Annotated in this window: 13 protein-coding genes; 6 read left to right on the top strand and 7 right to left on the bottom strand. The window is 65.8% G+C overall.

Translation table 11 applies throughout. From position 1 onward, the window contains the following. Positions 1-208: 208 nt before the first annotated feature. Positions 209-1,177, top strand: coding sequence for an NAD(P)/FAD-dependent oxidoreductase (locus VFW69_RS24895; RefSeq protein WP_526505684.1), 969 nt, complete (start codon positions 209-211; stop codon positions 1,175-1,177). Beyond that, positions 1,174-1,956: an enoyl-CoA hydratase/isomerase family protein gene (locus VFW69_RS24900; RefSeq protein ID WP_526505686.1), complete on the top strand. Its 783-nt coding sequence runs from the start codon at positions 1,174-1,176 to the stop codon at positions 1,954-1,956. Before VFW69_RS24895 ends, VFW69_RS24900 begins: the two co-directional genes overlap by 4 nt. Before the next feature lie 4 nt (positions 1,957-1,960). On the opposite strand, the gene VFW69_RS24905 is transcribed toward VFW69_RS24900, so the two are convergent. Both VFW69_RS24905 and VFW69_RS24910 read right to left on the bottom strand, forming a co-directional pair. After that, entirely contained in the window at positions 1,961-2,350 is a 390-nt protein-coding gene (locus tag VFW69_RS24905; protein ID WP_526505688.1) for a phage holin family protein, read from the bottom strand. 60 nt (positions 2,351-2,410) lie between these two features. Beyond that, positions 2,411-3,478, bottom strand: coding sequence for an amidohydrolase family protein (locus tag VFW69_RS24910; RefSeq protein ID WP_526505690.1), 1,068 nt, complete (start codon positions 3,476-3,478; stop codon positions 2,411-2,413). Positions 3,479-3,554: 76 nt separating this feature from the next. On the opposite strand from VFW69_RS24910, the gene VFW69_RS24915 reads away from it, so the two are divergent. Continuing rightward, positions 3,555-4,817, top strand: a complete 1,263-nt coding sequence (locus VFW69_RS24915) for an MFS transporter (protein ID WP_526505692.1) — start codon at positions 3,555-3,557, stop codon at positions 4,815-4,817. Between the two features lie 2 nt (positions 4,818-4,819). Here the strand turns inward: VFW69_RS24915 and VFW69_RS24920 are convergent, their stop codons facing one another. Beyond that, the gene (locus VFW69_RS24920) at positions 4,820-6,106 is read right to left on the bottom strand and encodes a competence/damage-inducible protein A (protein ID WP_526505694.1); all 1,287 of its coding nucleotides are present in this window, start codon (positions 6,104-6,106) and stop codon (positions 4,820-4,822) included. Between the two features lie 55 nt (positions 6,107-6,161). Between VFW69_RS24920 and VFW69_RS24925 the strand changes: the two genes are divergently transcribed. After that, the gene (locus VFW69_RS24925; RefSeq protein ID WP_526505696.1) at positions 6,162-6,656 is read left to right on the top strand and encodes a macro domain-containing protein; all 495 of its coding nucleotides are present in this window, start codon (positions 6,162-6,164) and stop codon (positions 6,654-6,656) included. Here VFW69_RS24925 and VFW69_RS24930 read toward each other — a convergent pair. Continuing rightward, positions 6,653-6,958, bottom strand: coding sequence for an MTH1187 family thiamine-binding protein (locus VFW69_RS24930; protein ID WP_526505698.1), 306 nt, complete (start codon positions 6,956-6,958; stop codon positions 6,653-6,655). The genes VFW69_RS24925 and VFW69_RS24930 overlap by 4 nt on opposite strands. A gap of 51 nt (positions 6,959-7,009) precedes the next feature. Here VFW69_RS24930 and dtd point away from each other — a divergent pair, with 51 nt between their 5' ends. After that, positions 7,010-7,441, top strand: a complete 432-nt coding sequence (dtd, locus tag VFW69_RS24935; protein ID WP_526505700.1) for a D-aminoacyl-tRNA deacylase — start codon at positions 7,010-7,012, stop codon at positions 7,439-7,441. Positions 7,442-7,506: 65 nt separating this feature from the next. Then, positions 7,507-8,418 carry a class I SAM-dependent methyltransferase gene (locus tag VFW69_RS24940; protein ID WP_526505702.1) on the top strand — a complete coding sequence of 304 codons (912 nt, stop codon included), beginning with the start codon at positions 7,507-7,509 and terminating at the stop codon, positions 8,416-8,418. 4 nt (positions 8,419-8,422) lie between these two features. Here the strand turns inward: VFW69_RS24940 and VFW69_RS24945 are convergent, their stop codons facing one another. From VFW69_RS24945 to VFW69_RS24955, 3 genes are all read right to left on the bottom strand, one after another. Continuing rightward, a complete protein-coding gene (locus tag VFW69_RS24945) occupies positions 8,423-9,448 on the bottom strand; it encodes an alcohol dehydrogenase family protein (protein WP_526505704.1) in 1,026 nt (341 codons plus the stop codon). Between the two features lie 10 nt (positions 9,449-9,458). Beyond that, positions 9,459-11,408, bottom strand: a complete 1,950-nt coding sequence (locus tag VFW69_RS24950; RefSeq protein WP_526505706.1) for a flavin-containing monooxygenase — start codon at positions 11,406-11,408, stop codon at positions 9,459-9,461. Between the two features lie 106 nt (positions 11,409-11,514). Next, positions 11,515-12,885 (bottom strand): HNH endonuclease signature motif containing protein, encoded by a 1,371-nt coding sequence (locus tag VFW69_RS24955; RefSeq protein ID WP_526505708.1) that lies wholly within the window; start codon positions 12,883-12,885, stop codon positions 11,515-11,517. Between the last annotated feature and the right edge of the window lie 281 nt (positions 12,886-13,166).

Raw genomic sequence — 13,166 nt, forward strand, 5'->3', positions numbered from 1 at the left:
TCCGCAGGCGCCGGCAGCATCTCCGGTTCCGCAGGCGCCGGCAGCATCTCCGGTTCCGCAGGCGCCGGCCGCGGCACGGGCTCCGCAGGCACCGGCCGCCCCCGCGACCTCGGCGCCCCCGCAAGCCGCACATTCCTGATCGTCTCAGTAACGGTCGACGCGTATCCGCTGCGACCCGCGGCGGGCCTGTTTTCGCTACCGTGGCGCCGTGGAATATGCGCAGCGGATTGTCGTCGTCGGTGCCGGCGTCAGCGGATTGACGTCGGCCGTCTGTCTGGCCGAGGCTGGCTGGCCGGTACGGGTATGGGCGGCGACGACGCTAAAGCAGACGACCTCGGCGGTGGCGGGCGCCGTTTGGGCTCCCCCACGACCGGCCGAGCGCGCGGCCGAGACGCTGGGTTGGACCGAACACTCTCTGCGAGTGTTCACCGATCTAGCCGGGGATCCCGACTCCGGGGTGCAGCTGGCACCGGCGCTGGCCGTCGGTGAGCTGACCGCGAGCGAGGCAATGTCGTCGGCGGCACCGCTGATCCCCGATTTGCGGCCGGCCGATCCGGCCGACCTTCCCGACGGCTTCGGCACCGGATTTCGTGCGACCGTGCCGATGATCGACATGCCGCACTATCTCGACTACTTGACTCGGCGGCTCGCAGCGGCCGGCTGCGAAGTCGAGGAGCATCCCGTGCGGTCGCTGTCCGAGGCCGCCGACGCCGCTGGAATCGTCGTCAACTGCGCCGGCCTCGCCGCGGGCGCGCTGACCGGTGACGACACCGTGCGGCCGCTGTTCGGTCAACATGTGGTGCTCACCAATCCTGGTCTGCGGCAGCTGTTCTTGGAACTCAACAGCGGTCCGGAATGGACCTGTTACTTCCCCCATCCGCAGCGGGTGGTCTGCGGCGGCATCAGCGTCCCCGGCCGCTGGGACAGCACGGCCGACCCCGACGTGACCGAACGAATTCTGCAACGCTGCCGCCGCGTCCAGCCGCGGCTCAACGACGCCGAGGTGATCGAGGTCATCACCGGGCTGCGCCCTGACCGTCCGTCGGTACGGGTGGAAGCCGAGCCGCTGGGGCGGGCGCAGTGCATCCACAATTACGGTCACAGCGGCAACGGCGTCACGTTGTCCTGGGGTTGCGCGCGCGACGTGGTGCGCCTGGTCGATGGAGTCGCCGGGTGAGCATCGATTACCGGCTGGACGAGCACATCGCCACCATCACGATCAACCGCCCCGAGACGCGAAACTCGCTGGACATGGCGCATTTTCGCGACTTGGCCCACGCCTGGGCGGCGTTCCGCGACGACGATCGCGCCTGGGTCGCGGTGATCACCGGGGTCGGACGCGACTTCTGCACGGGAGCCGACCTCAAGAAATTCATCCCAGAACTCACCGGTGACCTGCCCAAGCCCGCGGGGTGGAACAAGGACGACGCCATCCACGCCGTCTTGCATCGGTTCCCGGTGTACAAACCGATCGTCGCCGCCGTCAACGGGACGTGCGTCGCGGGCGGCTTCGAGATGCTGACGTCCACGGACGTGCGAGTCGCCGTCCCCGATGCGCGTTTCGCGGTGATGGAGCCCAAGCGCGGTCTCTTCGCCGGCGGCGGAAGCACCGTGCGGCTGCCGCGGCAGATGCCCTACCCATTGGCGATGGAGCTGCTGTTGACCGCCGACATGGTGGATGCGGAACGAGCCCTTGTCATGGGACTGGTCAACCGGGTTGTCCCGGCGGACCAACTGATGGACACCGCCTACGACTTCGCCGCCCGCATCGCGGCCAACGCGCCGCTCGCGGTGTTCGCGACGAAGCAGTCGGCCGTCGAAAGCTTGGCGCTTGACCTCAAGTCGGCCTATGACAACGAAACCCGGCACAGCGACCGCGTTTTCGAGACCGAGGACGCCAAGGAAGGACCGCGCGCGTTCGCCGAGAAGCGAGCGCCGCGGTGGCTGGCCCGCTGAGTCCTCAGGCGCCGGTGCGCCGAATCACCAAGGACAGCAACCAACTAACGATCGACAGTACGATCGCGGCCCAGATTGCGGTCCACCAAAAGTGATCTATGTGCAGTCCCCAGTGCGTGGTGTGTTCGGTGATCCGCGCGGTGATCCACAGCATCAGCGCGTTGACGACGATATGGAACAGGCCGAGCGTCACGATGTACAGCGGGATCGACAAGAACTGGACGATCGGCTTGATGAACGCGTTGACCAGACCGAAGATCACTGCGACGACGAAGATGATGCCGACCCGCTCCAGCTTAGTGTCGCCGCCCACGAAGCTCAGGCCGTGCACGAAGAGGGTGACGATCCACAACGCGAGTCCGGTCAATGCGGCGCGCAACAGAAAAGGGCCCATGCCCCGAATCCTGCCAGCAGGCCGCCCAAAGGGTAAGCGGAAGCTCAGCGGGTGGCCCGCTCAGTTCAGGTTGTAGAAGCGCTGTGCGTTCAGGCCACCGATCTTTTCGCGGGAGTTTTCGCTGATGTCGCTTCGCGTGCGCAGGTGCTTGGTGCTCTCCGGCCACTCACCGTCCCAGTGCGGGTAGTCGCTGGCAAACATGATGAAATCGTCCCCCAGCACGTCGATCACGCCGGGCAGGATTGGTTCTTCCGGCTCGCAGGTCACCCAGATGTTGCCCGCAGCCAGATAGTCGTGCGGATCGCGACGCCAACCGCGCTCCACCCAGTCGCCGCGCTTCTCGTAATGCTCGTGCAGCCGATCCATGAAGAACGGCACCCAGCCCGCGCCCGCCTCGAGGAACGCGACCCGCAACTCCGGGTGACGCTCGAAGACGCCACCGGAGACCATCGCGGTCATCGCCGTCATCTGGTCGAACGGAAAGCTGATGCAGTGCACCTGGATGTAGTTCGTGAAGCGGTCCACACCGATCTTAGGCAGATGGATGCCCGGGGCCCCGTGCACGCCTAACGGCATGCCGAGTTCGACGGCGGCGGCATAGAAGGGGTCGAGGTCGGGATGGTCGAGGTTGCGGCTCTTGAGTGCCGGCGGCACCAAAGTCGCAATCAGTCCAAGCTCTTTGGCTTCGGTCATAACGTCGATAGCCGCCTGGCCGTGCTCGATCGGTGTCACGGCCACGCCGCGCAACCGCCCGCCCGACGAGGCGCAGTAGTCCGCGATCCACTGGTTGTACAGGCGCGAAAATCCCGCGGCGAAGTCTGGATCCTCGAGACTGGGCGCGCAAAGCCCCATGCTCGGATACAGCACCATCGTGTCGATGTGATCGCGATCCGCGTCGCCCAGCACGCCCTCGGGTGAACGGCAATTGATGTCGGGAGCCTTACTGATCCCATGCTCGGGTGGGCAACCCGCGCCCGGGCCCGTGTCCTCGGGGTAGTTGCGACCCTCGAGCGTCAACCCCGGCCGCCCATCCGTGCTGAGCTTGACGTGTTGCGGCCATCGTTTGATCGCTTCGATTGCCAACGAGGAATTCTCGGCTACATGTCCGTCGGCGTCGATGATCCGCATGTATCCGGAACTTACTCCCGGAGTCCGCGTGGTGAAACAGGTCGCGCCGGCGCGCCGGGTACTGCACGATGCTGACGTGACCACACAGCGGTTGACCGCCGATCAGCGAAACTCCTTCATCGCGGCGCTACTGGGCTGGACGATGGACGCCTTCGACTACTTCATCGTGGTGCTCGTCTACGCCGACATCGCCAAGACGTTCCACCACAGCAAGGCCGAGGTCGCCTTCGTCACCACGGCCACCCTGATCATGCGACCCGTCGGCGCACTGCTCTTCGGGCTGTGGGCCGACCGCGTCGGCAGGCGGCTGCCGCTGATCGTCGACGTCATGTTCTATTCCGTGGTGGGCTTCCTGTGCGCCTTCGCGCCCAACTTCACCGTGCTGGTCATCCTGCGGCTGCTGTACGGCATCGGCATGGGCGGCGAGTGGGGACTCGGTGCCGCGCTCGCCATGGAAAAGGTTCCGGTGGAGCGACGCGGGTTCTTCTCCGGACTGCTCCAGGAGGGTTATGCATTCGGCTACCTGCTGGCGAGCGTCGCCTCGCTGGTGGTGATCGACTGGCTTGGGCTTTCGTGGCGGTGGCTGTTCGGCCTGAGCATCGTGCCCGCCCTGATCAGCCTCGTCATCCGCTACCGCGTGGAGGAGTCCGAGGTGTGGGAAGCCGCGCAGGACCAGATGAAGCTCACCAGCACCCGAATCCGCGATGTGCTGCGCAGCGGCGCGATCATCCGGCGGTTCATCTACCTGGCCTTGCTGATGACGGCCTTCAACTGGATGAGCCATGGGACGCAGGACGTCTACCCCACCTTCCTGGGCGCCCACGCCAACCAGGGCGCCAATCTGTCCAGCACAACGGTCAAGTGGATCGTGGTGGTCTACAACGTCGGCGCCATCATCGGGGGCCTCGTCTTCGGCACGCTGTCGCAGCGATTCAGCCGCCGCTACACCGTCGTCTTCTGCGCGATTCTGGCGCTGCCGATCGTGCCGTTGTTCGCGTACTCACGTGGCGCGGCAATGCTGTGTCTGGGTTCGTTTTTGATGCAGCTGCTCGTACAGGGCGCATGGGGTGTGATTCCGGCCCACCTCACCGAGATGTCCCCGGACGCCATCCGCGGTCTCTACCCCGGCGTGACCTACCAACTCGGAAACCTGCTGGCGGCATTCAATTTGCCGATCCAGGAACGCCTCGCCGAATCACACGGCTACCCGTTTGCGTTGGCGGCGACGATCGTACCGGTGCTGATCGCCGTCGCTGTGCTGACGCTGATCGGGAAGGACGCCACCGGAGTCCGGTTCGGCACGACCGAAAGCGCCTTCCTTGCAAGCGAAGTGACGTGACGTTATTCGGTGTCGCCCAGTAGGCGCCGCAGCAGGTGCATGGCCACCGTGGTCGAGCGCTCCCGGATATCCGAGCGGTTGCCGGGAAGCCGCAGCGTGCGGGTATCGGTGCGGCCGTGGGCTTTTACGCTGAAACAGACTGTGCCCACCGGCTTTTCCTCCGTTCCCCCACCCGGGCCGGCGATTCCGGTGATCGCGACCGCGGTGTCGGCTCCGAAGCGCTGCAGCGCGCCCGCGGCCATCGCCTCGGCCACCGGCTCGGACACCGCACCGTGCGCTTCGATCAGCGCCGGGTCAACGCCGAGCAGCTCCGCCTTCGCCTCGTTCGAGTAGGACACGACACCGCCGGCCACATAATCCGACGACCCGGGCCGGTCGGTTAACCGCGCCGCCAGCAGACCCGCGGTGCAGGACTCCGCCGTCGCAATCCGGTGGCCGGCCAGCAGCTGCGCGACCAGATCGTCGACGCGCGAGCCGTCCTCGGAGTACAGCTGATGCCCATGCCTCTCCCGCAGCAGTTTGATCAGCCGCGCGTACGCGTCGGCAGCCTCCGGCTCGTAACGGGTGACCATCTCGATTTCCCCGCGCCGCAGGCAGGTGGTGATCTCGAGTTGCCCGAAGCCGGGCACGGCCTGCTCCGCTTCGCGCAATGTTTCGGCCAGCCCCGACTCCGGCAGCCCGAACATCCGCAGCATCTCCTGCCGGTACACGGTCCGGCCGGCGACCGCGTCCTGCGCCGCGGGTGTCTCGATGGCCGTATGCCACATGGGCTGCAACTCGCGCGGCGGACCCGGCAACACGATCACCGCCGGCTTGCCGGGCACGACGACGCCGGGGGCGGTCCCGACCGGGTCGAGTACCTGCGCTCCGGTGGGCACCATGGCCTGCTTGCGATTGGCGGCCCGCAGCGATTCGAAAGTGCCGGGATCCAAGGCGGATTGGAATGCGGGGTTGCGCGCCATCAGCTTCTTGAGGATGTTGGCGATCTTCTCCTCGACCTCGGCGTCCAACACCAACTCGCGTCCGCAGAACCGGGCCACCACCTCGACGGTCATATCGTCGGCCGTCGGCCCCAGACCGCCGCTGGTGACGATCAGGTCCACACCCTGATCGGCGAGGAACCGAAGCTGCGCTTCGATATCCGCGGGCCGGTCGCCGCAGATCGTGATGTGGGCCAGCTCGACGCCCAATTCCAGTAGGCGGTCGGCAATCCAGGGGCCGTTCGCATCTTGGACCCGTCCGGTGAGGACCTCGGTTCCGGTGACAACGATTCCTGCGCGTGCGCTCACCGCCCCGAGCCTACGCATGGGTTCAGAGGATGCTCATTCCGAGGACAATGAGCCCATGATCGAGTTAGAGGTGATCCAGGCTGACGTAACCAAGCTCGAGCTTGACGCGATCACCAACGCGGCCAACACGCAGCTGCGCCACGGCGGCGGTGTCGCCGCGGCCATCGCGCGCGCAGGCGGGCCCGACGTGCAACGGGAATCGACCGAGAAGGCACCGATCGGACTTGGCGAGGCGGTCGAGACCACGGCCGGCGACCTGCCGGCCCGCTACGTCATCCACGCCGCGACGATGGAGCTCGGCGGCCCGACCTCGGCCGCCATCGTCGCCGCCGCCACGGCCTCGACGCTGCGCAAGGCCGACGAGCTCGGCTGCCGCTCGCTCGGGCTGGTCGCCTTCGGCACCGGCGTCGGCGGATTTCCGCTCGACGAGGCGGCGCGGCTGATGGTCGCCGCCGTCCGGCGGCACCAACCGGGTTCGCTGCGCAAGGTGGTGTTCGCCGTCCACGGTGACGCGGCCGCAGAGGCGTTTCGATCGGCGGTCCGTGGCTAACTTTCGGAGAGGAAGCGCTCGACGGTGGCGACCTTCTGCGTCATCGCGTCGCTGGTTCCGGCGCGCCAATCCGCCTTGATCACCGTGCTGACCCTGGGCGCGCGGGCGGCCACGGCCTCGACCGCGCGCTGCACCACGGCCATGACCTCCGCCCAGGTTTCTCCTTCGATCACGGTGAACATCGCATCAGTCTTGTTGGGCAGCCCCGAATCGCGAACCACTCGGACCGCTTCGGCGACGATCTCGCCGACACCCTCGCCCACCCCCATCGGGGTGACGGAAAACGCGACGAGCACAGACACCCAACGAGCGTACCCAACCTCCACAAGGCCAATCTGGCACCATCGAGGCCCATGCGGGTGTTAGTGCAACGGGTCTCGTCGGCAACCGTCTCGGTCAAGGGCGCAGTGGTTGGGGCCATCCGCCCCGACGGCCAGGGCCTGTTGGCATTCGTCGGCGTCACCCGTAGCGACGATCGCGAGAAGGCGCGTCGGCTCGCCGAGAAGCTTTGGCAACTAAGGGTTCTCGCCGATGAGCACTCCGCGTCCGATGTCAATGCCCCCGTTCTGGTCGTCAGTCAGTTCACGTTGTACGCCGACACCGCCAAGGGTCGCCGCCCGTCATGGAATGCGGCCGCTCCAGGAGCGGTCGCCGAGCCGCTGGTGGCGGAGTTCGCCGAGGCGTTGCGGCAACTCGGCGCCGAAGTGCAGACCGGTGTGTTCGGTGCGGACATGCAGGTCGAATTGGTGAACGACGGTCCGGTAACGGTGCTCTTGGAGCTCTGAGACCACGTCGCGGGTACCGTGGAAACGTCCGCTTTTCATTGCCGACGTCGACGGGAAAGGCAACCATGAGCACGACACCCGAATTCGGGTCGCTCCGTTCCGACGACGACAACTGGGACATCGTCAGCAGCGTCGGGTATACCGCGCTGCTGGTGGCAGGTTGGCGTGCGCTGCATGCCGTGAGCCCGCAGCCGTTGGTGCGCGACGAATACGCGAAAGCCTTCATCGAGGCTTCCCAGGACCCGTATTTGGCCGGGGTACTTGCCAATCCGGGTACCTCCGACGACGAGACGGCCTTTCCGCGCCTGTACGGCGTTCAGACGCGGTTTTTCGACGACTTCTTCGACACCGCCGGTGCGGCGGGCATCCGGCAGGCGGTCATCGTCGCCGCCGGGCTGGATTCGCGGGCGTATCGGCTTTCATGGCCAGAAGGCACAAGGGTCTTCGAGGTTGATCTGCCCAAGGTCCTCGGATTCAAGGCCCGGGTTCTGGGAGAACGGGGTGCTACCCCTAAGGCCCGCCGGATCGAGGTCGCCGCCGATTTGCGCACCGACTGGTCGCGACCGTTGGAAGCGGCCGGGTTTGACGTGGAGAGTCCGAGCGCGTGGTCGGTGGAGGGGCTATTGCCCTACCTGACCGACGAGGCGCAGCACGCGCTCTTCACCCGGATCAGCGGGCTCAGCGCACCGGGCAGCCGGATCGCAATCGGTGCGCTGGGATCGCGACTCGACCACAGCCAGCTCAACGCTCTGGAGACGAATCACCCAGGGGTCAATGTGTCAGGCAACGTGGACTTTTCGGCGCTGACCTATGAACCCCAGTCAGACCCCGCGGAGTGGCTGAACGCCCATGCGTGGGCGGTCGAACCCGTCCGCAACACGCTCGATCTGCAAGCCGGCTATGGGATGACCCCGCCGGATGTCGATGTGAAGATCGACAGTTTCATGCGGTCGCAATACATCACGGCGACCAGGTGAAGGACTAGGGCTTCAGCAAAATCTTCACGTCATCGCCCGATCGCGACTCCGCGGTGGCGTAGCCCTTGGCCGCTTCGTCCAAAGGCATTGTGGTGGTGAAGATGCCGTCGACATCGAGCCGGCCCGACTGCAGTAGCGGAATCAATTCCGGCCAGGTGCGCTGGACCGGCGCGGTGGTCATCCGCAACGTGATGCTGCGAATCAGGCAGCCCAAGGCGTTGAGGGGGAACGGATTCATGTCGTGCACCCCCACAACGGAGACGGTGCCGCCGGGCCGCACCGCGTTGAGCGCATCGGTCAGGGAGGCATCCGTGGCGACGGCGTCGATCACCGCGTCGGCCCCGCGGCCACCGGTGGCGGCGAGAATGGCCTCGAGCGCCGGAGCTTTCAGGGGTGTCGCCCCCCACTTGGCGGCACGCTCCAGTCGCCCATCAACCTGATCCACGGCGAAAACCGTTGCTGCACCTTGAAACAGCGCGCTGCGCAGTGAACACAGGCCAACCGCGCCCAGGCCGATTACCGCCACCGTGCCACCGAATGGAATATCCGCCCGCTGCGCCGCGGCCCAGCCGGTGGCCAGGTTGTCGGTGAGCAGCAGCGCCTGCTCGGTGCTGATGCCTTCCGGCATCTTCAGCAGCTGGAAATCCGCGGCGGGTACAGCGAGAAGATCGGCCTGCGCGCCGCCGAGCACACCGCCACCGAAGATCTGAAAGCCCGAGTGGCACATCACCGGATCGCGGGTCGCGCACCCCGCGCACGCGCCGCAGCCAGTCACCGACGACACCATGACCTGGTCGCCGACTTTGACGTTACGCACCTCCGGACCGGCTTCGACCACGGTGCCGATGGCTTCGTGGCCGAGCGCAATCGGGTCGGGCATCGGAAAGTCGGCCTCGTAGAAATGCAGGTCGGATCCGCAGATCCCGGCGGCGGTCACCTCGACGATCGCTCCGTTGGGGCCGGGCAGGGCTGGATCGGGGCGGGTGTCGACCCGGATGCTGCGGGGCCCATCGACGACTACGGTGCGCATATTGACGTGCTCACTTTCCTTGTTGCGCGCAATCTTTCGTTCGCACTAAAAATTGTGACCAATCGGGCTCGCGCACCGCCGACCAGTATTCGTTGAGACGCCATGGGCTCACGGTGTGAATTTCGCCGTCAGCGTTCTTGAAATAAGAGTGCTTGACGGCCGGATGCGACCACACCATCTTCTTGATCTGTGCCTGTGTCCGCCGGTGCCAATCGGTGGCGGCTTCCGGTTTCGGTTCGATGGAGTGCACGTCGGTTTCGGCCAGTCGCGCCAGGCACTGGTCGACGTAACGCATCTGCAATTCGGACTGGAAGATGAGGCTGCCGCCGTGGGCCAGGTGTGTTCCCGGCCCGTAGACAATGAAGAAGTTCGGGAATTCCGGGACGGTAATCCCGAGGTAGGCATACGGCCTGCTCCCCCACATCTCATGCAGGTCGGTGCTGTTTCGTCCGGTGACCTTCAGCGGCCACAGCATGTCGGTGTGCCGAAACCCGGTGGCGTACACGATGACGTCGACGTCATGAGTCACGCCGTCATCGGTGACGATGCCCTGCGGCGTGATCGTCTCGATGGCCGTGCGCACCAAATCGACGTTGTCACGCTGCAGCGTTCGTAGCCAGCTGCCGTTGTCCTGCAGCGTCCGCTTGCCGCATGCGGGATAGTCGGGCATCACCTTGACCAACAGTTCGGCATCTTCGCTGACCTGGCTGGTGATCCATTGCGAAAACATCATGTGCGCGGCCGCATTGATGTCGCTGACGGCGTGTTCCTGGTCGGCGTAGCCGGGGTCGCCTTCGGCGGCATCCAGACCTTTGTCCGAGCCGGGCCACAGCACCAGGAAGCGGTACCACCTCCCATAGAACGGGAGGTGCCGCATCGCCCAACGCACACCGTCGGCGACCTCGTCGTGATACATCGGGTTGGGAAACATCCATTGCGCGGTCCGCTGGAAGATCGTGAGGTGTTCGACGTCCTCGGCGATCGCCGGCGCGATCTGGAAACCGCTGGCCCCCGCGCCGACAACCGCGACCCGCTTGCCTTTCAGGTCTACCGAGTGATCCCAGGCCGCCGAGTGAAAGGACGGTCCCTGGAAGGTATCCGCTCCGTCAAAACGGGGAATATTGGGACGATTCAGCTGGCCCACCGCGGTGATGAGCGCACGTGCCTGCACGATGGTCGTCCGGCCGTCGGCCGAGCGCAGCGATATTCCCCATATACCGTCGTCGTCGTTCCATTCGGCCGCGAGAACCTCGGTCCGCCAACGCACGTGCTCAGCCAGGCCGTGTTTGTCGATGACCTTGGTGAAATAGTCCTGCAGCTCGTATTGCTCGGCGAAGAAGTGTGTCCAGTCGTTGTTGGGTTCGAAGCTGTAGCAATAGAAATGATTGGCCACATCAACCCGTGCACCGGGATACCTGTTCTCCCACCATGTTCCGCCGGGACCCGCGTTCTTCTCCACGATGATGAACGGAATGTTGGCCTGCTTGAGGCGGATACCGGCCAGGATGCCGGATTCGCCACACCCGACGACCAGGACCGGAAGCTCAGCGGCGCGCTCGGCCGGCAACGCGGCGGGGCGTCGGAGGTCGACGCCGTCGAGGTCGAGCTCTTCGGAAACCAGCGATAGATAGTTGTCCGGAACGTGCTCGCACGCTGCCCAATCCATCATCTCCCTGATGAGCTCGGGGCTCAGCGGCTGCGGTTCGGGGCAACCGCGGTCCCGATACTCGGCGATCACCGACAGGGCTTCGCTGCGGGCCCGCGCCTTGTCCTCCTCCGACATGAACCCCTGCACCTCGTTGAGGAAAACGCCCATCTGCTTGAAGTCGCGGATGAACCGTGGGTCGCCGGTGATATGGACGAGCGAGAGCAACAGCGTGGGGATGCTGACATCCTCTAGCGCGGCGGCGATCTCGAGTGTGGATGTGGTGAAGGGATCGCCCGCGTAGCGGCTGCGCATCAAGCCGATCCTCTCGGTGGTTGGAAACCAATTACGCTACCCATAGTTTCGTAATTGGCAGCACTACGGTACCCGGTCGCCCGGCAGCGGATCAAGGGATCCGACGCTACGGCTCGTCGGCGCCGTCGTCCTCGTCCGCGACGATTTTTTCGGGGTGGTGGAAGGTGTTGGTGCGGGGTTGGCCGCGGTCGAGGTGTGGTGGTGGGATCCATTCGGTGTCGCCGTTGGCGTTCTTGCGGGTGATCCAGCCTTGTTCGAGAAGCCGGTGGTGGGGTCCGCAGGCCAGGGTGAGTTGGTCGATGTCGGTGCGGTGGGTGTGTGCCCAGTCTTTGACGTGGTGGACTTCGTTGTAATAACCGGCGACGTCGCAGCCCGGTGCGGTGCAGCCGCGGTCTTTGGCGTGCAGGACGATGCGTTGGCCGGGTGAGGCCAGCCGTTTGGTGTGATACAGCGCCAGCGCCTTGCCGTGGTCGAAGATCGCCAGGTAATGGTGCGCATGACGGGCGAGGCGAATCACCTCCGACATGGGCAGCAGGGTGCCGCCGCCGGTGAGGGCTTTGCCGGTGGTCAATTCGAGCTCGGCCAGGGTGGTGGTGACGATGATGCTGGCCGGTAATCCTTTGTGCTGGCCGAGTTTTCCGCTGGCCAGCATCGCCCGCAGCGCCGCGTTGAGCCCGTCGTGGTTGCGCTGGGCGGCGCTGCGGGTGTCGTGCTGAATCGCATCTTCAGAAGGCAAACCGTCCACGACCGGCGTGTCATCGTCGGGGTTGGCCATGCCCGGGGCGGCGAGCTTGGCCAGCACCGCCTCCAGTGTCGCGCGGGCTTCGGGGGTGAGCCAACCGCGCAGCGCTGACATCCCGTCGGGGCCTTGGGTGCCTAGGGTCAGTCCGCGGTGCCGGGCCCGGTCCACATCGTGAAATTGCCCGTCGGGGTTTAGGTAGCAGGCCAGTCGGTCGGCGACTTTGCTCAGGCTTTCGGGGCGGTACTGGGTGGCCCAGCGGGCCAGGTCGGCCTCGGCGGCCTCGCGGGTCGGTGTGTCGACCCAGCAGGGCAGGTCGCCGAAGAAGCGCCGGATCACCGCCACGTGGGCCGCACCGACGCGTCCATCGCGTTGGGCCGCCGCGGTGGCCGCATACCGCGGCGGCAGGGGTTGGCCGGTCAGGGTCTGGCGTGAGCCGAGATCGCGGGCCTCGTCGATGCGCCGGCCCGCGTCGGCGCGGGTGATGTGCAAGCGGTCGGCCAGCACGTGGGAGAGCTTGCCGCCGATCTCGGCAGGTGCGGCCTGTTGATCAATCCCGTTGATCAACTCGTGAGTGGGGCCCTGGAGCCGACGCATGTCGCCTTCGAGTTGCTCGAGGTAGGTGAAATGCTCCGGGGTGGTCAGCGCGGCATAGGAGTGCTGTCCGATGCGCGAGACGACCCGGAACAGGGCGGCGTAATCCTGCGCGATCTCCTCCGGATCACCTATCGAACTCATGTTCGAATGCTATGTCGGCACACCGACACAAACCGCCCCACCGCAACCACTGAAACAAAAGAGGCACAAGTGATTTCGGTTTGCCAGTCGCACCGCGCCGATGCGAGGCCCGTCGGCTTACCGGCTCCGTGCCTCTTGCGCTGCCGAGAACAATGGGTCCAAGTGGCGACTGCGCTGCGGCGCGGTGCCCGGGATGGATCAGAGGTGGGTGAGAGCCATGGCCTCGTTGCTCATGGCCTGCGGCGGGTTCCTGTTCGCCGTCTTATGGATGGACTTGATTT

The sequence above is a fragment of the Mycobacterium sp. genome (assembly GCF_036273375.1).
GTDB lineage: Bacteria > Actinomycetota > Actinomycetes > Mycobacteriales > Mycobacteriaceae > Mycobacterium.